This is a genomic window from Mycobacterium sp. H4Y, from assembly GCF_000364405.1.
Classification (GTDB): Bacteria; Actinomycetota; Actinomycetes; order Mycobacteriales; family Mycobacteriaceae; genus Mycobacterium; species Mycobacterium intracellulare.
The window spans coordinates 320,755-341,009 of record NZ_AKIG01000002.1 but is presented as its reverse complement, the minus strand read 5'-3'; the positions used below and the strand labels follow the sequence as shown (position 1 = coordinate 341,009).

23 protein-coding genes and 1 pseudogene are annotated in these 20,255 nt (G+C 68.4%); 14 read left to right on the top strand and 10 right to left on the bottom strand.

Going from position 1 to position 20,255, the window contains the following annotated elements; all coding sequences use genetic code 11:
- Window positions 1-52: 52 nt before the first annotated feature.
- Window positions 53-613 carry a hemerythrin domain-containing protein gene (locus W7U_RS15425; protein ID WP_008259537.1) on the top strand — a complete coding sequence of 187 codons (561 nt, stop codon included), beginning with the start codon at window positions 53-55 and terminating at the stop codon, window positions 611-613.
- A gap of 67 nt (window positions 614-680) precedes the next feature.
- Window positions 681-1,340 carry a UdgX family uracil-DNA binding protein gene (locus W7U_RS15420; protein WP_008259535.1) on the top strand — a complete coding sequence of 220 codons (660 nt, stop codon included), beginning with the start codon at window positions 681-683 and terminating at the stop codon, window positions 1,338-1,340.
- A gap of 22 nt (window positions 1,341-1,362) precedes the next feature.
- Here the strand turns inward: W7U_RS15420 and W7U_RS15415 are convergent, their stop codons facing one another.
- The 3 genes from W7U_RS15415 to W7U_RS15405 form a co-directional block, all read right to left on the bottom strand.
- Window positions 1,363-3,156, bottom strand: a complete 1,794-nt coding sequence (locus tag W7U_RS15415; protein ID WP_008259533.1) for a thiamine pyrophosphate-requiring protein — start codon at window positions 3,154-3,156, stop codon at window positions 1,363-1,365.
- Between the two features lie 222 nt (window positions 3,157-3,378).
- The gene (locus tag W7U_RS15410; protein ID WP_036429590.1) at window positions 3,379-4,434 is read right to left on the bottom strand and encodes a DNA topoisomerase IB; all 1,056 of its coding nucleotides are present in this window, start codon (window positions 4,432-4,434) and stop codon (window positions 3,379-3,381) included.
- Window positions 4,435-4,575: 141 nt separating this feature from the next.
- A complete protein-coding gene (locus tag W7U_RS15405; protein WP_008259529.1) occupies window positions 4,576-4,974 on the bottom strand; it encodes a heme-binding protein in 399 nt (132 codons plus the stop codon).
- 323 nt (window positions 4,975-5,297) lie between these two features.
- Here W7U_RS15405 and W7U_RS15400 point away from each other — a divergent pair, with 323 nt between their 5' ends.
- The 7 genes from W7U_RS15400 to W7U_RS15370 are packed head-to-tail and all read left to right on the top strand — an operon-like array spanning window position 5,298 to window position 9,768.
- Window positions 5,298-5,837, top strand: a complete 540-nt coding sequence (locus W7U_RS15400) for a Na+/H+ antiporter subunit E (RefSeq protein ID WP_008259526.1) — start codon at window positions 5,298-5,300, stop codon at window positions 5,835-5,837.
- Entirely contained in the window at window positions 5,834-6,094 is a 261-nt protein-coding gene (locus W7U_RS15395; RefSeq protein WP_008259523.1) for a monovalent cation/H+ antiporter complex subunit F, read from the top strand. Before W7U_RS15400 ends, W7U_RS15395 begins: the two co-directional genes overlap by 4 nt.
- Window positions 6,091-6,438, top strand: coding sequence for a monovalent cation/H(+) antiporter subunit G (mnhG, locus tag W7U_RS15390; RefSeq protein ID WP_008259519.1), 348 nt, complete (start codon window positions 6,091-6,093; stop codon window positions 6,436-6,438). The genes W7U_RS15395 and mnhG overlap by 4 nt, the downstream gene beginning before the upstream one ends.
- Entirely contained in the window at window positions 6,435-6,734 is a 300-nt protein-coding gene (locus tag W7U_RS15385; RefSeq protein WP_008259518.1) for a hydrogenase subunit MbhD domain-containing protein, read from the top strand. The genes mnhG and W7U_RS15385 overlap by 4 nt, the downstream gene beginning before the upstream one ends.
- Window positions 6,712-7,656 carry an MnhB domain-containing protein gene (locus W7U_RS15380; protein WP_008259517.1) on the top strand — a complete coding sequence of 315 codons (945 nt, stop codon included), beginning with the start codon at window positions 6,712-6,714 and terminating at the stop codon, window positions 7,654-7,656. Before W7U_RS15385 ends, W7U_RS15380 begins: the two co-directional genes overlap by 23 nt.
- The gene (locus tag W7U_RS15375; RefSeq protein WP_008259516.1) at window positions 7,653-8,021 is read left to right on the top strand and encodes a Na+/H+ antiporter subunit C; all 369 of its coding nucleotides are present in this window, start codon (window positions 7,653-7,655) and stop codon (window positions 8,019-8,021) included. Before W7U_RS15380 ends, W7U_RS15375 begins: the two co-directional genes overlap by 4 nt.
- Window positions 8,022-8,025: 4 nt before the next feature.
- Window positions 8,026-9,768: a proton-conducting transporter membrane subunit gene (locus W7U_RS15370; RefSeq protein ID WP_008259515.1), complete on the top strand. Its 1,743-nt coding sequence runs from the start codon at window positions 8,026-8,028 to the stop codon at window positions 9,766-9,768.
- 2 nt (window positions 9,769-9,770) lie between these two features.
- Here W7U_RS15370 and W7U_RS15365 read toward each other — a convergent pair whose 3' ends face one another.
- Both W7U_RS15365 and W7U_RS15360 read right to left on the bottom strand, forming a co-directional pair.
- Window positions 9,771-10,574 (bottom strand): hypothetical protein, encoded by an 804-nt coding sequence (locus tag W7U_RS15365; RefSeq protein WP_008259514.1) that lies wholly within the window; start codon window positions 10,572-10,574, stop codon window positions 9,771-9,773.
- Window positions 10,575-10,703: 129 nt separating this feature from the next.
- Window positions 10,704-11,787 (bottom strand): annotated as a pseudogene (locus W7U_RS15360) (IS630 family transposase).
- Between the two features lie 93 nt (window positions 11,788-11,880).
- On the opposite strand from W7U_RS15360, the gene W7U_RS15355 reads away from it, so the two are divergent.
- Window positions 11,881-12,117 (top strand): hypothetical protein, encoded by a 237-nt coding sequence (locus W7U_RS15355; RefSeq protein WP_008259513.1) that lies wholly within the window; start codon window positions 11,881-11,883, stop codon window positions 12,115-12,117.
- Window positions 12,118-12,225: 108 nt separating this feature from the next.
- On the top strand, window positions 12,226-12,513 hold the full coding sequence (locus W7U_RS15350; protein WP_008259512.1) for a DUF3349 domain-containing protein: 288 nt from the start codon (window positions 12,226-12,228) through the stop codon (window positions 12,511-12,513).
- Window positions 12,514-12,523: 10 nt separating this feature from the next.
- Here the strand turns inward: W7U_RS15350 and W7U_RS15345 are convergent, their stop codons facing one another.
- From W7U_RS15345 to W7U_RS15335, 3 genes are all read right to left on the bottom strand, one after another.
- Complete coding sequence (locus W7U_RS15345; RefSeq protein ID WP_008259511.1) at window positions 12,524-13,288, bottom strand: endonuclease/exonuclease/phosphatase family protein; 765 nt, start codon at window positions 13,286-13,288, stop codon at window positions 12,524-12,526.
- A gap of 69 nt (window positions 13,289-13,357) precedes the next feature.
- The gene (locus tag W7U_RS15340; protein WP_008259510.1) at window positions 13,358-14,140 is read right to left on the bottom strand and encodes a PIG-L family deacetylase; all 783 of its coding nucleotides are present in this window, start codon (window positions 14,138-14,140) and stop codon (window positions 13,358-13,360) included.
- Entirely contained in the window at window positions 14,137-15,090 is a 954-nt protein-coding gene (locus tag W7U_RS15335; RefSeq protein WP_008259509.1) for an acyl-CoA dehydrogenase family protein, read from the bottom strand. The genes W7U_RS15340 and W7U_RS15335 overlap by 4 nt, the downstream gene beginning before the upstream one ends.
- A 202-nt stretch (window positions 15,091-15,292) precedes the next feature.
- On the opposite strand from W7U_RS15335, the gene W7U_RS15330 reads away from it, so the two are divergent.
- Complete coding sequence (locus W7U_RS15330; protein ID WP_008259507.1) at window positions 15,293-15,871, top strand: nucleotidyltransferase family protein; 579 nt, start codon at window positions 15,293-15,295, stop codon at window positions 15,869-15,871.
- Here the strand turns inward: W7U_RS15330 and W7U_RS15325 are convergent.
- Both W7U_RS15325 and W7U_RS15320 read right to left on the bottom strand, forming a co-directional pair.
- On the bottom strand, window positions 15,865-16,122 hold the full coding sequence (locus W7U_RS15325) for a hypothetical protein (RefSeq protein ID WP_008259505.1): 258 nt from the start codon (window positions 16,120-16,122) through the stop codon (window positions 15,865-15,867). The two genes, W7U_RS15330 and W7U_RS15325, sit on opposite strands and share 7 nt — an antisense overlap.
- Before the next feature lie 72 nt (window positions 16,123-16,194).
- Complete coding sequence (locus W7U_RS15320) at window positions 16,195-18,297, bottom strand: catalase (protein ID WP_008259503.1); 2,103 nt, start codon at window positions 18,295-18,297, stop codon at window positions 16,195-16,197.
- A gap of 156 nt (window positions 18,298-18,453) precedes the next feature.
- On the opposite strand from W7U_RS15320, the gene W7U_RS15315 reads away from it, so the two are divergent.
- The gene (locus tag W7U_RS15315) at window positions 18,454-19,488 is read left to right on the top strand and encodes a chemotaxis protein CheB (RefSeq protein WP_008259502.1); all 1,035 of its coding nucleotides are present in this window, start codon (window positions 18,454-18,456) and stop codon (window positions 19,486-19,488) included.
- Window positions 19,485-20,243 (top strand): STAS domain-containing protein, encoded by a 759-nt coding sequence (locus W7U_RS15310; RefSeq protein ID WP_036429425.1) that lies wholly within the window; start codon window positions 19,485-19,487, stop codon window positions 20,241-20,243. The genes W7U_RS15315 and W7U_RS15310 overlap by 4 nt, the downstream gene beginning before the upstream one ends.
- Window positions 20,244-20,255: the final 12 nt, after the last annotated feature.

The window sequence follows — 20,255 nt, the reverse complement described above, 5'->3', positions numbered from 1 at the left end:
GTGAGCGCGCAACAGCCCTGCGCGTCGAACCAAGGGAGATGGGAGGGACACCATGGCACGCACCGCCATCACGTCGCCCACCGACGTGGTCGACTTTCTCGTCAGTCAGCACGAGCAGATCAAGGCGATGTTCGCCGACACCCTGGCGGCGTCCGGAGAAGCACGGGAGAAGGCTTTTGTCGAGCTTCGGCGGCTGCTCGCCGTGCACGAGACCGCGGAGGAGGAAATCGTTCACCCGCGGGCCAAGCGCAAGATCGCCAATGGCACCACCGTGGTCGACAAGCGGCTGCACGAAGAGCACGAGGCCAAGACCGTGCTGCAGCGGCTGGAAAAGCTTGACGTCGACAGCGAGGAATTCACCCGCGAGTTGACCAAGCTGCGCGACGCGGTGATCGACCACGCCGAGCACGAGGAGCACGACGAATTCGCCAAGCTGGGCGAGGAATTGAGCGCCGACGAGCTGGAACGGATGGGCCGAGCCGCGCAGCTCGCCGAAGCGATCGCCCCCACCCGGCCCCACGCCGGTGTGGAATCACAGGTGGCCAACCTGGCCGCGGGCCCGTTCGCCGCGATGCTCGACCGCGCCCGCGACGCCATCGTGGGCAAGGGCTGACGAGCCACCCGAGGCTGGGTACCCCCGCTCGGTGGGGGAGCGGGGGTACCCACGCCGTCACATTCTGATGACAGCCACCGCGAAGGCCCCCGGCGCCGACCGCTATCTGCCCGAGGAGCGGGACATCGACGCGCTGCGCAGCGCGGCCGAAACATGCCACGGCTGTGCGCTTTTCGAAGACGCCACCCAAACCGTGTTCGGCAACGGGCATCCCGGGGCGCCGATCATGCTGGTGGGCGAGCAGCCCGGCGACCAGGAGGACCGCGCCGGTGAGCCATTCGTCGGGCCGGCGGGCCGACTGCTCGCACGGGCGCTCGAAGACGCCGGCATCGACCCGGTGCTGACCTATCAGACCAACGCCGTCAAGCATTTCAAGTTCACCCGCAAGGGCGGCAAACGGCGGATCCACCAAAAGCCCGGCCGCACCGAGGTCGTCGCCTGCCGGCCCTGGCTGATCGCCGAGATCGAGGCCGTGCAGCCCGAGGTCATCGTGTGCCTGGGGGCAACGGCCGCACAATCGTTGCTGGGCACCACGTTTCGGGTTTCCGAGCAGCGGGGCCGGGAGCTGAAGCTCCCGGCGTCCGTCGACATCGCAAGGACGCCCGAGCCCATCGTGGTGGCGACCGTGCACCCGTCGTCGGTGTTGCGCGACCGCAGCGACCGCCGCGACGAGGTCTACCAGTCGTTCGTCGACGACCTGCGCATCGCCCGCTCCGGGCTGGCGTAGCCGCTCGGCTGACCCGGCCGGGTCAGCTCTTCTTGTGCGGCATGAACTCCTGCATCTTGGTTTTCAGGCCAACCTTGACGAAGCCCACGCGGTCCTCGTCACCGGACAACACCGCGGTGGTGGCCGACTTGAACTGCTCCCAGGTGGCGTGCGGCGGGATGGGCGGCATGTCGGGATCGGTGAAGACGTCCAGCACGGTGGGGCGGTCGGCCGACAAGGCATTGCGCCACGCGTCGGACAATTCGTCCGGATCCTTGATCGCCATGGCGTTCAGGCCCAGGCTGGCCGCGAACGCGGCGAAGTCGACGTCGGGAAGGTTTTGGGACTCCGCGAATTTCGGGGCGCCGGCCATCGCACGCATCTCCCAGGTCACCTGGTTGAGGTCGTTGTTGTGCAGGATCGCGATGATCAGGCGGGGGTCTTTCCATTCGCTCCAGTAGCGCTTGATCGTGATCAGCTCGGCCATGCCGTTCATCTGCATGGCGCCGTCGCCGGCGAACACGATGACCGGCCGGTCCGGGTGGCCGAATTTCGCGCCGATGCCGTAGGGAACCCCGGGGCCCATCGTCGCCAGCGTCCCCGACAGCGAGCCGCGCATGTTGCCGCGGAAGCGCAGGTTGCGCGCGTACCAGTTGGCTGACGAGCCGGAATCGGCTGTGACAATGGCGTTGTCGGGCAGCTGCGGGGAGAGCTCGGAGAACAGCCGCATGGGGTTGATCGGGTCGGCGCTGACCATGGCTTCCTTGTCCATGGTCTCCCACCAGCGCGCCACGTTCTTCTCGACGCCTTCGCGCCACGACCGGTCCTCCTTGCGGCGCAGGTGCGGAATCAGGGCGCGCAGTGCGGACTTCGCGTCGGCGACCAGGTTGACCTCGTACGGGTAGCGCATCCCGATCATTCGCCCGTCGACGTCGATCTGCACCGCCCGGCACTGGTCGAACTGCGGCAGGAACTGCGTGTAGGGGAAACTGGATCCGACGGTGAGCAGCGTGTCGCAGCCCATCATCAGCTCGTAGCTCGGCCGCGTTCCCAACAGCCCGATAGATCCTGTGACCCAAGGCAATTCGTCCGACAGGACGTCCTTGCCCAGCAGCGCCTTGGCCGCGCCGGCGCCGAGCAGGTCGGCGACCTCGGCCAGCTCTTCGTGGGCCCCGCGCGCCCCGGTGCCCACCAGCATGGCGACCTTCTTGCCGGCGTTGAGGACGTCGGCGGCGCGCGCGATGGCGGCGTCGTCGGGGGCGATGTCCGGGTACTCGATGCCCAGGCTGGAGGGCACCATCTTGAACGCGTGCTCGGGCGGCGAGTACGGCAGCTCCTGGACGTCGCTGGGGATGATCAACGCCGTCGGCGCCCGCTGGGTCATCGCGATGCGGATCGCGCGGTCCAGCACGTTGGGCAATTGCTCGGGGACGGTGACCATTTGGACGTAGTCGCTGGCGACGTCCTTGAACAGGTTCAGCAGGTCGACCTCCTGCTGGTAGTTGCCGCCCATGGCGCTGCGGTTGGTTTGACCGACGATCGCCACCACCGGGACATGGTCGAGTTTGGCGTCGTAGAGGCCGTTGAGCAGGTGGACCGCGCCGGGGCCCGACGTCGCCGCGCACACGCCCACCCGGCCGGTGAACTTCGCGTAGCCGACCGCCTCGAAGGCGCTCATCTCCTCGTGGCGCGACTGGATGAACTGGGGCTTGTTGTCCGCCCGGCCCCACGCGGCGAGCAGGCCGTTGATGCCGTCGCCCGGGTAGCCGAACACGTGCTCGACGCCCCACGCCCGCAACCGTTCCAGCAGGTAGTCGGAGACCTCTTGTTTGGACATGTTGTTCCCTCCTGGGCAGACGGTTCTTCAGTGCTGGCGGGTGGGCGTGTGTGGCTGTTGGTTGAACCACCTGCAGGCAGGCGTGACTACGGCAGGCGGCCGCGCATGGGCGGCTTTGGCACTTCCCACAGGTGCCGGGTTACCCGCAAAGAGGGTTGTTATTCCCCTTCACGAACCGTTCGGCGGACTCACAGCGAGTTAACAGCCGGGGTGGGGAATCGTTTATGCCGTCTTGCGCAGGCCGGACGATCCGTTTGCGCTGTCGGCCTTGGCCACGCGCCGGATCAGCATTCGGGTGGCCTTGTCCAGAATCTCCTGCGCCACGTCGGGCGATTTGGCGCGCTCGGCGCGGCGCGTCGCCGCGGCGATGGTCAGACCCTGCTCATAGCCGGTGACGACGCGGGGATCCACGTACGATCCGCGCGCCACCGCCGGCGTGTTGCCCAGCTCCTCGGCGACCTCTTTCATCACGGCGGCCTCGACGCGCTTGGCCACCCGGCCCGATACCGCCGGGTCGGCGTCGGCGAAGGCCGCGGCCGCCAGCACCGTGCCGTGCCACGTTCGCAGGTCCTTGACGGTGTAGTCGTCGCCGGCCAGCTCCTTGAATCGGGCGTTGAGGTCGTCGGCGCGCACATCGATCCACCCGGAAGAGTTGCGGCACACCAGCAATCGTTCGGTGCGGTCGGGCCTGCGCATCAGCGCACGCACCGCGCGGACCACGTCGGGGTCCTCGATTTCCACGGTGCGACGAACCCCGCTCTTGGCCGGAAAGTCGAATTCGACCGCGTCGCGCCGGACCACCACGTGCTCACATAGCAGGGTGGACAACCCGTAGGACTCGTGTTCCTCGGCGTATTGCTCGCCGCCGGCGCGGAAGTAGCCGCGGTCGAGCAGGCGCAGCGCGAGCGCCAGCACCCGCTTGCGGGTCAAGCCCTGGCGCGCAAGGTCTTTGGCGATCTCGGCGCGGCAGTCGGGAAGCCGCGTCGAAAGTTCCAGCACCCGGTCGAACTTCTCCTCGGCGCGTTCGGCCTGCCAGGCGCAGTGGTAGAGGTACTGCCGGCGCCCGGCGGCGTCGACGCCGACGGCCTGGATGTGGCCGTTCGGATGCGGCGAGATCCACACCTTCTTCCACGCCGGCGGGATGACCAGATCCTTGATGCGCTGCAGGGTTTCCGGATCGGAAACCGGCTTGCCGCCCGGCTCGTAGTAGGAGAAGCCCTTTCCGCGACGCTTGCGCGCGATTCCCGGCTTGCTCAGCACGCTGCGACGCAGTCGCATCATCGGCCCTCCACTTCCGTTCGCCGCCCGCACCGATATTCGCCAGAAGTACCCGCCCGCAAAGCCGTTCACACGGGCCCTCGGGGCTCAACGCGGAAACGACCCGCCACATCGTCGTGGCGGGTCGTCTCGTGGGCTGGATCAGCCGGCCATGAACTCGTGGTAGGCCGACTCCAGGTACGGCGGCAGGGCGGTGACATTGCACTGCCTTTCGGTCTCGCCGATCGGCGCGAGGATGCCGCGCAGGTCGTAGTACTCCTGCGGGTGCCCGGTGAAGTAGCTGCGCAGGCTCGATGCGGCCTCGGGGCGCGGCTGGCCATAGGCGGCCGTCACCACCTGGTTGGCCCCGGGGTGCGCAGCCAAATACTGCTCGGCGGATCCTTGCACCGAGGAGACGGTGGAGTTCACACCGGCGGGGCTGCAGTCGGGTGCCGCGGCAGCCGACGGCGCGCCGACGATGCCCATGGCCATCCCCCCGAGCAGGCAGCCGGCGCTGACTCCGGCCACTCGGCGGCGCGCGACAATACTGCTGATTTTCATGATGTTTGTTGTCCTTCGAAACGAAATGGATTTCTTTCGACTGAGGCTCCCGATCCTCGAAATCCAAAGTAGCGGAGGCAAACAGTGGCGATGTTCGCTGACGACGAACGATCGGGCGCGCTTGGGCCGTTGAGGGCGCTCGCGGCCGTCTTTGCTAAGCGAACCGTGAAGCGGTCCGAAAATTTCTAAGAGAACGCACCCGTTCTTAACCAATCGTGATGTCGATCGTGACGCAATCGTTATTCGCGGTGCGCTGACCGTGGACGGTTGATCATGCCGTGCGACGGGTATTCCGGACCGTCCCCGCGATACGAGGGCGAAAGGTGGGCATCGGGGTGGGCATTGCGGCGCGTGCGCAGCGGGTAGTGGCGCTGACGGCGTGGGCTTTCGCGGTGTGGATCCTGCTGACCTGGACCCCGACGGTGGAAAACCTGCTGGTCGGCCTGGTGGTCGCGGTGGGGTGCGGGTTCGCTTTCGCTCCGCTGGGCCCGGTCGCCGGGCCGTGGTCGGCGTTGGCGCCGCGCCGCCTCGCCGCGCTGGTGGCGCTCGCGGCCGCCTGTGCGGCGCGCATCGTGGCCGCCAACCTGTCGCTGTCGCGCCGCATCTTGTCGCCGTCGCGGCCGCTGCGCTCGGGCATGATCATCGTGCCGACCCAGGCGCGCTCCGACGGGGAACTCGCCGCGACGGGCCTGCTGACGTCCCTGGTCGTGGACAACCAGTTCGTCGACCTCGACCGCGGCCGGCACCTGTTGCAGTATCACGCGATGGCCGTGCCGCGCGGCCCGGCGCGGGAATCGGTGAACGGGCCACTGGAGAGCCGAGTGATCGCGGTGGCCCGGGCTCGGGGCGGGAGAAGCGGATGAGCGGCGTGCTTTCGGGGGTCTGCATCGCGCAACTGCTGGTGGCGTGCCTGCTGCTGATTCGGCTGGCGCGGGGGCCGTCGGTGTCGGATCGCGTGGTCGCGCTGAACACCATCTCCACGCAGTGCGCGCTGGTGGTGTTGTTCTACGCCGCCGTGGCCGACCGCGCGATTTATCTGGACGTGGCGCTGTGGCTGGCCTCGTTCAGTTACCTCGGCGCGCTGGTGTGGGCGCGGTACCTGGAGCGGGGTCTGCTGTGAGCTCCGTCGTCACCGAGGCGCTAGTGGTCGTCTTATGCGTTGTGGGAGTGTTCTTTTCGCTGAGCGGGGCGATCGGCATCCTGCGCATGCCCGACGTCTACACGCGAATCCAGTGTTCCTCCAAGACAATCACCGCCGGCGCGTTACCGCTGTTGGCCGGTCTGGCGGTGGCCAAAGGGCCTTTCACCGAGTACGGCTCGAGGGCGCTGCTGGTCGCCGTGTTGCTCCTGCTGGTCAATCCGATCGCCGCGCACGCGTTGGCGCGGGCGGCGTACAAGACCGGGGTGCCGATGTGGCACGGCGCGGTCATCGACCAGCCCGAGGGGCCCGGAGCGGGCCGGTGACATCGCTGTGGGCGGTCGACTATCTGTGCCTGGCGCTGGTCATCGCCTGCGCGGTGCTGGTGGTGTTCCAGCGCAGCATCACCGGTTCGGTGATGGCCCTGTCGGCAATGGGCACCGTGCTGGGCGCGCTGTTCGTGGTCATGGCCGCGCCGGACGTCGCGCTCGCCACGGTCGCGGTCGGCGCGATCGCCCAGCCGGTCCTGTACTTGATCGCCATCGGGAAGATTCGCACCGACGTTTTCGACCGGGGTGAGCTGGGCGAGGCCCTCGACGATGGTGGTGCCCGCGGTGACTGATCGACGATCCCCGCGCGAGGCCGGGTGGCACCGCGTGTGGCTGGGCGGGCTGCTGGTCGGCGGTTTCGCCGCCGTGGTGGCCGTCGGCCTCACGGCCTTGCCCGACGGTTCAAACGCGTTGCCGGACATTGCAAGGCACGCGATGGCGATCGCTCTGCCGCGGTGGGGGACCACCGAGGCGGTCAGCGAAGTGGTCTACGGCAGCCGGGCATTCGACACGTTCGGCGAGACGTTCCTGTTGCTGGCCGCCGTCGTCGCGGTGCTGCTGCTCTCGCGGGGCCGCGAACCGCGGTCGGAGTTCGTCGGCGAAGCCAGCGCCGGGCGCGCCGAGCAGGAGAAGGCCGACCCCGACGAAGGCCCCGACCCGCGGGAGTCACAGGCGCGTGCGGCGGAAGACCAAGAGCGCCAGGACGAGCCGGAGCCCGCCCCCGAGCACGCCGACGACGACGTGCTGGGCGCGCCCGCCCCGGAGCGCGCGGTCGCGATGACGGTCGTGGTGCGAGTGGGCGCGCGCGTCGCCGCGGTCATCCTGGCGGTCGCCGGGGTCTACCTGGCCGCGTGGGGCTACACGCCCGGCGGCGGTTTTCCCGCCGGGGTGGTGCTGGCGGGCTGCGTCGTCCTGCTCTATACGGCGCTCGGGCACCGCGCGGTGCGCGCCGCGGTGCGCCCGGCGACGCTGGAGGTCGCCGAAATGGCCGGTGCCGCAGCCATTGTCGCGGTCGGCCTGGCGGGCATGTGGCTGACCGGTTCATTCCTGGCCAATTGGCTTCCGCTGGCGCCCCAACAGACGATCCGCGCCGGTGGCACGCTGCAGGTGATCTCGGCCGCCGAGTTGGTGGAGGTGGCCACCGGCATCACGATCGCGGTGTTCGCGTTGCTGGGCATGGGACATGACTGGACACCCGACGAGGACGAATCATGATCGTCGCCAACTACGTCGCCGCCGGGGTGTTGTTCTGCCTCGGTTTGTTCGCGGTGACGTCGCGCCGCAACCTGGTCAAAATCGTCCTCGGCCTGTCACTGATGGAGTCCTCGACCTATCTGCTCTTGGTGTCGATGGCCTATCGCAACGACTCGACCGCGCCGGTGCTCGCCGGGCTGCCGGGCGGGCGCACTCAAAAAGACCTGGTTGCCGGGAACGTGGCCGATCCGGTGCTGCAGAACTTCTGCATCACCGCGGTGGTCATCGGGGTGGCCATCACCGCGGTGTTCTTGACGGTGGTGGTCCGGGTGGCCCAGCACTACCGCAGCGTCGACGCGGCGGACCTGACCGAGCTGCGGGGCTGAGCCGGTGCCGACGCCCGCGCAGCTGCTCCCGTTGCCAGTGGTGCTCCCGCTGATCGGCGCGGTGCTGGCTCCGCTGGCCGCCCGGCGGGCGCGGCGGGCGCCGCTGTGGGTGGCGGTGACCGCGTTGAGCGCATCGCTGGCGGTGCTGCTGGGCGTCGCCGCGCGCGTGTTCGCCGGTACCGGTCATCTGTTGACGCACTTCCTGTCCAACGAACACCCGGTGCGGGGCGCGTCGCTCGGAATCGCCTTGGTGGCAGACCCTTTCGGGCTCACCTTCGCCACGCTGGCCGCCGGGGTGGGCGTCGTGTTGGTGGTCAGCGCGCTTTCCGAACTCGGCGACCTCGGCCGCCGAGAGCTGGGTGGCCTGGCCTGCCTGGTGCAGCTGCTGTTGGCCGCGCTGATCGGGGCCGCGCTCACCGCCGACACGGTCAATCTGTTCGTCTGGTTCGAGGTGGCCGCGCTGGCCAGCTACGGCCTGACCGGTTTCTTTCTGGAACGCCCCATCGCGGTGGAGGCCGCCTTCAAAAACCTGGTCCTCACCAGCATCGCCGGCTTCTCGGTTTTCATCGGCAGCGCGATGCTCTACTCGGCGACCGGGGCGCTGAACTTCGGGCAACTGCACGGCGCCGTCGCCGCCGGTGCCACCAGGGCGACGCTGCTCGCGGTCGCGTTTCTGGTGGCGGGCTTCGCGACCAAGGCCGGCCTGGTGCCTTTCCACGCCTGGCTGCCCGACACTCACACCCCCGTCCCGGGAGCAGTGTCGGCGCTGTTCTCGGCGCTGATGGTCGACCTCGGGGTGGTGGCGCTGGCCCGCCTCAGGCTGCAGGTCTTCGTGAACCTGCCGTCGCTGCCGGCCCTGCTGACCGGACTCGGCCTGGCCTCGGCGCTGGTCGGCGCGGCGATGGCATTGCTGCAAGACGACCTCAAGCGATTGCTGGCCTGGGACACCGTCGCCCAAACCGGAGTCCTGACAACGGGATTCGCGAGCAGGACCGCGGACGGCGTCGCGGGTGCGGTCTATCACCTGGTCAACCACGGACTGTTCAAGGCGCTGCTATTCCTGTGCGCCGGCGCGGTGGTGCACGCCACCGGGCTGACCAGACTCTCCGAGATGGGCGGGCTGGCGCGTCGGCGTCCGCTGCTGACCGCGGCCTTCACGGTCGGGGTGTTGTCGATCGCCGGCCTGCCGCCGCTGAACGGCTATGCCTCACTTGGCTTGATACACAAGGGTTTGTCGGACCAGCCAGCCGTGCTGGGCGGTGCGCTGCTGGCGCAGGTCCTGACCGTCGCCGCCCTGGGGCGCGCCGCATACCTGGGCTTCTACCGCCGCCGGAACCGGGCCTACTCCCATTTGGAGCCGATCCGGCCGGGCATGAAGGCCAGCCTGATCATGTTGAGCGCGTGCTGCCTGGGCTTCGGCGTGCTGGCCGGCCCGTTCGTCGCGCACGTCGCCGGCCCCGCCACTGCCGGGCTGCTCGACCCGGCGGGATATGCGGCGGGCGCTTTGGGGTCGGCGGTCACGCTGCCGGACCCGGGCGTGGGATTTGGCTATGTCGAACCGAAGACGTTGGGAACCATCGCCATCGAGCTGATCCTCGGTGTGGTGCTGCTGGTGCTGGCGCTGCGGCGCGACGGCGTTGCGCGATCGCTGGGGTGGCTGCGGCGCGTCCACACCGGGAGCATCAACGACTACGCCGCGTTCGTCACCGTCGGGATGATCGTCGTCAGTTGTGCGCTGCTGCTGTGAGCTCAGTTCCCGCCGGGTTTTTCGCCGTCGGCCGCGTGGTGGCCGTCGGTGCTCGGCGCCAAGGTCCGCAGCCACGTGTCGACGTCGGGACCGACGACCACCGCGTGCCCGGACGCCAACAGCGCCCCGTTGGCGAGCGCGGCCACCGCGGGCCGCACGGTCCGCACCTGCCGGCCATCGCCTTGCTGGGCAAGCAGTTTCGATGTCAGCTCGGGCAGGCGGATGGGATGTGGGCCGGTGATGGTGCGCGGGGTGTGCGACTGTCCCAGCGCCGCCTCGACGAGGACGTCGGCAACGGTGTCGGCGGCGATCGGCTGAATCAGCCAGTCCTCGACGATCACCTCGTCGCCGTCGCAGCTCACCGCATCGCAGTGGGTGGCGCATTCATACCACTGGGTGGACTTCACGATCGTGGTCGGCACCGGGCCGTCGAGCACGATGTTCTTCGCCGCCCGTTTGCCTTCGTAGTAGGGGATGCCGTCCAATTCCGGGTCGTCGATGCCCGCGATCGTCGGCACCACCAGGCGATGCACCTCCTGGATGGCACAGGCGCCCACGATGTTGTGCGAGGCGGTGGCCAGAGATTCACCGATGTCGGACGGCTCGGGCGGCACCGGATCGGACACGTCGATCGCCACGTCGACCCCCTGGAGCGCCTCGCACAGGTCCAACCCGCTGAACACATCGACGCCCTGCTCGCGTGAGATCTCGACCACCGCGACGTCGCGCGACCTCAGCCGGGCGACAACGCGGGACCCGGCCGTGCCGGTGGCCCCTATCACGGCGATGGTGGTCACCGCCTTCACCCCCCTTCGCGCCGCCGGCTAGTACTACTACCCGGTAAAACCCCGTTCAAACCGACCGATCGGCGCTGGAATACGTGGGGCGTGGGATGCGACGGCGGGGCGTTTGGCGAGGCGCGCGGCGGGAACGCCCTAGTGTCGCGAGTCGTTAATTCGCTTGCAGTAGTTGGCGACGGATTCGAGGATTTGGTCGGCGGTTTTGGTCCAGACGTAGGGGCGCGGGTTGTCGTTCCAGTTTTGGATCCAGGCGCGGATGTCGGTGTTGAGTTGGCGTACCGAGGTGTGGGTGCCGCGGCGCAGTTTCTTGGTGGTCAGTTCGGCGAACCAGCGCTCGACGAGGTTGAGCCAGGACGAGCTGGTCGGGGTGAAGTGCAGGACGAACCGTGGATGGGCGGTCAGCCAGCGTTTGACCTGGGGCGTCTTGTGCGTGGAGGCGTTGTCCAGCACGACGTGGCAGTCGAGGTCGGCGGGGACTTCGGCGTCGATCTTTTTCAGGAAGGCCAGAAATTCCTGGGCGCGGTGACGCGAGTGCAGCGCGCCGATGACCTGGCCGGTGGCCAGATCCAGGGCGGCATACAGGCTCGATGTGCCGTGGCGCACATAGTCGTGGCTGGCCCGCGCCGGGTGCCGGCAGCATCGGGAACACCGGTGCGGTGCGGTTGAGCGCCTGGATCTGAGTCTTCTCGTCCACGCAGAGCACGACCGCACGTTCGGGCGGGTTCAGATACAACCCGACGACGTCACGCACCTTGTCGACAAATAACGGGTCCTTGGAAAGTTTCCACGAATCCTGTTTGTGCGGAGCCAATCCGAACGCCCGCCACACCCGCGACACCATCGACTGGCTCAACCCCAAATGTTGGGCCATCGACCGCGTCGACCAGTGCGTGGCATCGAGCGGCGCGGTCTCCAGCGTCGCGGTGATCAACGCTTCGATCCGCTCATCACCGACCACCCGGGGCCGACCCGGCCGCGGCTCGTCGAGCAACCCGTCGAGGCGATCGGTGGCGAATCGATTGCGCCACTTGGTCACCATTCCCCGCGTGATACCCAGATCGTGTGCTATCGCGGTATTACTCGAATCCCCTTCGCAGGCAAGCACGATCCGTGACCTCAGGGCCAGCGCCTGGGCGCTCTTCGGGCGGCGCGCCCATCCCCGCAACTGATCGCGTTCTTCATCGGACAACACCACAGGCACAGCAATCGGACCCGGCACAGGCCAAGTCTACTATCCGGATGCGGATTAACGACTCACGACACTAGGTGCCATCGAGCGCAAGTCACTCACCACCGAGAGGGAGGTCGACCCATGGGGGATCAGAAGAGCGGGCCGCAGGAAGCGGTGCAGGGCGCCGTCGAGGGCGTGAAGGGCAAGGCCAAGGAGGTCGGCGGGGCCGTGCTCGGCCGTGACGACCTTGCCGACGAGGGCCGGGCTCAGCAAGACAAAGCCGACGCCCAACGCGACGCGGGCAAGAAGGAAGCCGAAGCCGAGTCGGCGCGGGCCGGCGCGGACGCGGCCGAAGAGCGCCAGAAGAAAAACCAGTAAGCCGCTTGCTCGAGGGTCCGGTCCGGGCCCCGGTTTCAATCCGCCCCGCCTGGTTATCCCTGCCGTGTCCCGCTGGAGCGGGCGGGCGGTGGATGAGCGAGGTGGACCATGAACCTTCAAGCTCGGGTGTCCAGGGTTGTCGCGTTTCTGCGTGCGGGCTGCCCGCCGCTCGCGCCGGCCACCGGATACGCGCCGCTACTGGCGTTGTTGCCGCGACGGGTGGCCGACGACGAGGTCATGGCCATCGCCCGCAAACTTGTTGCGCCCCAGCATCGCCCGGTCGACAGCGCCGACGTCGGAGTGGAGATCATCAGGGTCACCGGCGAGGCGCCGTCGACGTACGACATCGAGCGCGTCCTGGGTGCCATGAAATCGGCCGGCGATCGCCCGTGCTGACGCCGCGGGCTCAGACTCGCTGCAGGTCGACCACCAGCGGTCGGTGATCGGAAATCGGCATGGGGCTGGCGTCGACCGCTCCGCCGCGCAGCCGGGGATCGTCGGTCAAGATGTGATCGAGCTGGCGGTTGGGGTTATCGGCGGGAAACGTTTCGGCGGTGGCCAACGCCCGCATACCCGACCAGCGGCCAACGGTTTTCGGCGTCATGTTCAGGTCGCCGGTCAGCAGCCGTGGACCGGGGAAGCCGCGCAGGTCATGAATCACCCGCAGCAGCTGGCGCCTGTTCCAGCCCGGAACGAAGGACAAATGCGTGTTGGCCACCGTCAGCCCGCCCATCGGGGTGCGCAGCTGCGCGATGACCGCCGCCCGCGGCTCCTCGTCGACGATCATCACCCGGTTGGGGCCGGGCAGGTACATCGGAAACCGCATCGGGATGCGGGGCAGTCGCAACACCTGCCAACTGGCCACGGGGTATCGGGACAGCAGGGCGATTCCGTACGCGGCTGTCCCGGGTTGTTCCCGGCCGGTGGCGGCCATCCAGGTCGCGCCCGGGGTACCGGAAATCGCCGCCACGAAACGGTGCTCGACAGCGCCCATGGCCTCGGCCGCCGCGGCGGTCAGGTCGGCCCGCTCGGAACGTGGCTGATCGCAGTCGACCTCCTGCAGGCTGAGCACGTCCGGATCGAGACGGCGCACGCAATCGCGCAGGCGCGCAACGTCGACACCGTCCCCGACCGTGCGGCCATGCAGGATGTTGAAGGTCGCCACGCGCATAGGTTTTCACCTACCCACTTTGCCGCCTGGGCACTCACCGCGGCATTTCGTCGCGGGTCGGCGCGGGGGTCACCGGAATACGAGTTCCCCCATCGCGGCGCCCACCGCGAGCAGCCGCGCAAGCACGAAACCCGGCAAGGTGGGCGAGGATTCCCCGCCGGCGGGCTCGAGTTGGCTCCGATAGCATTGCGCCGCGCGGCGTTTGCGACCCATCGCCCAACTCGGTGACGGCACCGAATAGGCCCGATCCCACGGCACGGCAGGATCGGCGACGCGCGCCCAATGCCACATCAGCACCGGATATTCCAGCAGCGTCGTGCCGGTGCGGGCGCACGCCGCGGAGGCAGCGCGCCCGGCGGCTTCGTGATCGGGATGCCCGTCCCCCCGCCACGTCGCCGCACACCAGGTCGCCGGGCCGCCACCCTCGAGGATCTCCGCCAGCGTGTCGGCCAGCGTGTCCTCGTGATCGGTCAGCTCACCGTCGGGAAAACCCAGCGAGATCGGGCTGGGGACATTCAAAAGGCTGGCCGCCCGGCCCAATTCGTATCTGCGGATGGTTGCCATACGAAGTCGGTCCGTGACCGACACGCCGGGCTGGGCAGCGCCGCCGTCGCTGACCGAGACCACCTGAACGTCAACCCCCAGCGCGGTCAGCTGCGTGGCCATCGCGCCCAGGCCGAGGGTTTCGTCGTCGGGATGCGGGGCTACGACGATCAGCCGCCGGCACTCCGCCAGATCCAGTGTCGGCAGGGGACTTTCGGCGAAAGCAGCCAGCCACAACGGCACCGGTGTGCCGCCGTGGGTCAGCGGATCGGCCGCGAACGCGCAGTTGCCCGCCGGCGCGGTTTTCACGGCGCCCTCATCGCCTGTCTGCCCGCCAGCTGCCCGAGTTCGGCCAGGTCCCGCTCCGCATGGCTCTGTCGGATGTAGATGCTCAGGTCGGCGACCCGTTGAGCGTGCCGTCCGTCCTGGCACAGCGGGCCGGGGCCCAGGGCCCGGCCGGTGCGCGTAATCGCTTCGTCGACAGCGTGTTCCACGACCGTGCGGACGCGGCGGGCCAGCAGTTGCGCGGTTCCGGATCGGTCGAACGGATCCGTGTCGACCTGCGCCGCGGCCTCGGCCAGCATTGCGTCACTGGCGGCGAGCGCGGCGTCCACCGCGCCCAGGTGCGCCAGCGAGTACGCGTCGGCGGATCGGCTTGCGGCGCAGCGGTATAGCGGGTCGGCGACCCTGCGTGCACCGCCGAGCCAACAGGCGGCGACACCGATTGCGCCGTGCCAGAAGCCCGGTCGATTCAGGTAGGCCCCGGGGTCACCCACGGCGACGGCCTGGGCGTTGGTGAACTGGACCGGCCTGGTGTCGCTGCCGGCCATCCCCGCGTTCCACCAGGTGCTGGGCAGGGCCTTGACGGCGGGGTCGGTCACGGTCACCGCGAATAGGCCTTGGGTCCCGTCCTCGAGCCGCGCCGTCACCAGCGCATGCGTGCAGAACCCGGCGCCCGCGCACCAGACCTTGGTGCCGTTCAGGGTGAACGCGCCGTCGGTGTCGGTTGCCGTCAACGCCGTGTCCGGCGCTTCGGCGGCCCACACGCCCCACAGCTGACCGGGGTCGGGGGGCTTGCCGCCCAACTCGTGCAGGATCGCGACCGCATCCACGTGCGACTCGGCGATCCTGGCCGCGACGATGTTGTCCTCGGCCAGCCGCGCCAGCCGCTGCCAGCGTTCGGCCGTGCGTCCCGACGCAGGCAGGGGAAGCTCGAGCCGTCCGGACTCGAGCCAGTGCTCGACCAGCCCCGCCGTCACGCCGGGCCGCCCACCGGGAGCGTTCCCCCTCGCCTGAGGGGGTCGGGGAGGGGGCCGAAATCACGACGGCCGCAGCATCGTATGAGCGTGGCACCGCGGTTGACATAACGGACGATTTCCCCGTTCCGCGCAAGTTAAACGGCCTTACGATCGTCCGTCGTCAGGTTGCCGGTCCGGCCCGCGGGGTATCACCTAATGCACCATGGAACCCCTCGACGCACATGCCGACGCAACCAGCTGCGCCTCGCGGTTGCGAGAGGCGCTGAGAGGCGCCGCCTCGGCCCTCAAGGAACATGGGCCGCGCTTCGCCCTGGCGGGCAGCTATGCGTTATGGGCTTACGGCGCACCGGAACCCAGCCACGACGTGGACCTCGTGGTGGCCGAGGCCGACGTGGAGACGGCGGTGGCCACCCTGACCAATGCGGGGTTCGCCATCGAACGTCCCCCGGAGGACTGGTTGTTCAAGGCCCGCACCGGCGACACGCTCGTCGACGTCCTGCATCGCATCAACGGCGTGCCCGTCGATGCCGCGACGCTGGATCAGGCCGAACAGCAGGAGGTCCTGGCAATCGGCATGCCGGTGCTGCCCCCGACCATGGTGCTCGTCCAGCAGTTGCGCTCACTGGGGGAGCATCACTGCGACTTCGCCCGGCTGTTGCCGGCCGTGCGCGCGGTGCGTGAACGCCTGGACTGGCAGCGCATCGAGGCGGAGACCGCCGAAAACGATTACGCGGTCGCCTTCTTGGTGCTGGCCGACCGGCTCGGCCTGTCGCGTCAGTGATTACGCAGCTTGGCCACGAGCTTGTCCTTGGTCAGGCTCGAATAACCTGACATACCAAGCTCTTTGGCCCGCTTCTTAAGTTCCGGAACGGTCCAGTCCTGGTAAGACCCGGACTTGCCGCCCTTGCGACCCACCGAGGACTTGCCCCGGCCGGCGGCCGCATTCGAAATCCGCGCGGCCTTCTCCTTGGAGTCACCCTTCTTGCGCAGATCCTGGTACAGCTTCTCGTTCTTGATCGACGAACGCGGCATGATCCATCCTCCTGTCCACGATGAGACACCTTTTCAGTTATGCCCGCCCCGGCCGCGAGGAAAACACCGGCGCTAGGCCGGAACCGGGTCGGTGCGCCGTTGCCAGCAACGGTGTTGGGCGAGCGCGCCGGCGAATTCCTCGACGAAGCGATCGGGCAACTCGTCGGCGGCGGCCTTGGTGGTGATGACGGACTGGTCGTTGAGCACGTCGGTGTCCTCGGCGAGGCGGTTGGTGATGCCGGCGGTGCGCAACAGGTCGACGCCGGCGCCGTACGCCCCGATGGGCTTGAGATGCTTGTAGGCCTCGGTCACGAAGTGCACCGCATACCCGTCGTCGGACAGCGTCGCGATCGACCGCGGCCCGCACGCCACCACGACCGCGTCGTAGAGCACCGAGGCCATCGTCGTGAAGGACCGGTCGACGGGAAGTTCGCCTCCGGATCCGCCCTCGAGCGTGCCGCCGGCCACCGGCGCCAACACCTCGACCACCGCCCCGAGCTGTCCCATCAGCTCGATAAAGCGCTGTGTCCCCACCACATCGACGCCGTTGGCGGCCAGCACGGCGACCTTGCGCGATTCGATGGTGTCGCCGGCGTCGGTGACCTGTGACAGCGCCGGTGAGGCGGTCACCGTGTCGACCTGCTCCTCGGGCGGCGCGGGAAGCCCCAGCTTCGCGGCCACCTGGGCGGCCAATTCGCCGTCGACCCGCGCGAGCTGTGCCACCACCGCCGAACGGATCTCGGGCATCTCCACCTTGCCGAGCTCGAAAGCGAACGCCGCGACGATGTGTTCGGCCTCCACGCGCGTCATGCTCATCCAGAACATCCGCGCCTGGCTGTAGTGATTCTCGAAGGACTCGGCCCGCTTACGCATAGTCTGCCCGTCGAGGCGCTGGGTGTAGTGCCGGAACACGTTCTCGTCGGCCAGCGCTGGGCAGCCGCCGCCGATGGTGTTCTTGTAGTAGCTGGAGCGGCCCTGCGGAATCGCGTGCTGCCCGTAGCCGTCGTGCTGGTTGGTCCGGACCTCGGCCACCGGCCGGTTGATCGGCAGCTGGGCGAAGTTGGGGCCGCCCAGCCGGATCAGTTGGGTGTCCAGGTAAGAGAAGTTGCGGAACTGCAACAGTGGATCGTTGGTGAAGTCGATGCCGGGCACCACGTTCGCCGTGTGGAACGCGACCTGCTCGGTCTCGGCGAAGAAGTTGTCCGGGTTGCGGTTCAACACCATCTTGCCCACCGGGCGCACCGGAACCTGTTCCTCGGGAATGATTTTCGTCGCGTCGAGAAGGTCGAAATCGAAGCTGAACTCGTCCTCCTCGGGCACGAGCTGGACGCCGAGCTCCCACTCCGGGTACTGGCCCGACTCGATGGCCTCCCACAGGTCGCGGCGGTTGTAATCGGGGTCCTTGCCGGCGATCTTTTGGCATTCGTCCCAGATCAGTGAGTGCACGCCGAGCCGCGGTTTCCAGTGGAATTTCACGAAAGTGCCCTCGCCGCGGTCGTTTACCAACCGGAAGGTGTGCACGCCGAAGCCCTGCATCATCCGGTAGCTACGGGGCAATGCCCGGTCCGACATCAGCCACATGATGGTGTGCAGCGTCTCGGGCTGCAGCGCCACGAAGTCCCAGAGCGTGTCGTGGGCCGACTGTGCCTGCGGAATCTCGTTGTGCGGCTCCGGTTTCACCGCGTGCACGAAATCGGGGAATTTGATGCCGTCCTGGATGAAGAACACCGGGAAGTTGTTGCCCACCAGGTCGTAATTGCCTTGTTCGGTGTAGAACTTGGTGGCGAAGCCGCGCACGTCGCGCACGGTGTCGGCCGAACCCCGCGAGCCGGCCACCGTGGAGAATCGCACGAACACCGGGGTCTGCAAACCTGGAGTGGTCAAGAATCTCGCCGCGGTGTACTGCGCCAACGAGTCGTCGTACGGTTCGAAATAGCCGTAGGCGCCGGCACCCCGCGCGTGCACCACGCGCTCCGGGATGCGCTCGTGGTCGAAGTGGGTGATCTTCTCGCGGGCGTGAAAGTCCTCCAGCAGCGTCGGTCCCCGCTCACCGACCGACAGCGAATCGTCGGTGTGGTCGACGCGCACGCCCTGCTGGGTCGTCAGGTATCCCGTGTCGCGGCGGAACCGTGCGGATTCCAGGTCGCGCTGCTTGGGATTCTGGTCGGTGGCCATGGCCTCCCTCTCTGCCTGATGTGGAATCGGGACTGATTTGCTGTGATGGGCCGCTCAACGGTGTGGGGTACCACAGCGAAACCGGTGTAAAACGGCCCGAATCCGGCCCTGTCCATCGCGTCGACGGTTGCCTACCATCGATCCGGGTAGACGGAAGTGGTGATTGCGGCGGCGGACGGTGGCGATCTCGAGGGCGACCTCCAGGGCCTCAACGGTGTGGTGGCGATCGGCGCCTCGGCGGGCGGCGTCGAAGCGCTGTCGAATCTGGCCGCCGGTCTGACGCCGGATGTGCCATTCGCCTACTTGATGGCGTTGCACGTGCCCGCCGACGCACCCAGCATCCTGGCGCGCATCATCGACCGCAGCGGGCCGCTGCCCGCGGTCACCGCGCAGGACGGCGCGCCGCTGGAGCCGGGGCACATCTATGTCGGGGTTCCCGATCGCCACCTGCTCGTCTCCGACCATCACGTCCTGCTGTCCCAGGGGCCCACCGAGAACGGGCATCGGCCGGCGATCAACGCGTTGTTCCGGTCGGTCGCCGTAGCATTCGGGCCCCGCGCGATCGGCGTGCTGCTCTCCGGCGTGCTCGACGACGGCGTGCTGGGAATGGGAGCCATCCGTGCCCGAGGCGGCACCACCATCGGCCAGGCACCCGAGGACGCCTTGTTCCCCGCGATGCCCGTCAACGCCGCCGAGGCCGGCGTGGTGGATCGGCAGGCCGACGCGGCCGACATCGGAGCGGTCCTCAAACAGCTGTCGCACCGAGAGACGAAGGATATTGCCATGGAGCGCGACGCCGCGATGGAGCTCGAGAACCGCATCGCCATGATGTCGCGGTTCGCGACCGACTTCGACACGGAAAAACTTGGGGCGCCGTCGGGCTACACCTGCCCCGATTGCAACGGTTCGCTGGTCTCCATCAGCGAGGGCAACTTCCGCTGCCAGGTCGGCCACGCCTGGACGGCCGAAGCCCTGCTCAGCGCGCGGGACGACGAGCTCGAGGGGGCGCTGTGGATCGCGGTGCGCAGCCTGCAGGAAAAGGCCCGGCTCGCAAGGGACATGGCCGACAAGGCCGGGCCCGGACTGCTCGTCCGCCGCTACGCGGGGATCGCCGAGGAAACCGAACGCGCGCTGCACGTGCTCAGCGACCGGCTGTCCGGCGCCGCCCGGCAGCCGGGTGAAGCCGGATGACCGGTCGCAGCCCCGCTCCGCGGGTAGCGCTGGAACCCGTTGAGGATGCGCCCATCCTGAGGGTGGAGGGCGTGCTGGACAGCTCTTCGTATCGAACGATCCGCGACGCCGTGATCAAGGCCGCAATCGACGCGCCGCGCGCGGTGATCGTCGATATCAACGGTCTGCATGCGCCGTCGGCCTCGGCGTGGGCGGTGTTCACCAGTGCTCGCTGGCACGTCAGCGTGTGGCCGGACGTCCCGATCCTGCTGGTGTGCGAACATCCGGCGGTGCGCCGGGCGATAGCCATGGCGGGGGTCACCCGGTATGTGCCGGTGCATCCGGACCGCAAGCTCGCGCTGGAGGCGGTGCACGGGGAGTCCCTCAAGGTCCGGCGACGGGCCCGCACCGAGCTGTCGCGGTCCGGCGCAAGCATCGATCTCGCCCGTGCCGTCGTCGCCGATTGGCTTACCAACTGGGATATTCGCGAGGTGATCGCGGTCGCGGCCACCGTGGCGACCGTGTTCGTCGAAAACGTCCTCGACCACACCGAGAGCGCTCCGGTGCTGATCGTCGAGAGCTACCAAGACACCATCTCCGTCGCGGTCGAGGACAACAGCCCGCAGTTGCCGGCCCGGCATGAAGATGCCGAGCGCGGCGCCCACATCGTCTCGGGCCTGGCGATCGTGTCCGCGGTGTCTCGGCGGTGGGGGGCCACCCCCACGTTGTCGGGCAAGACTGTGTGGGCAATGGTCGGTCGGGAAAACCGGCTCTGACATCGCGAGTAG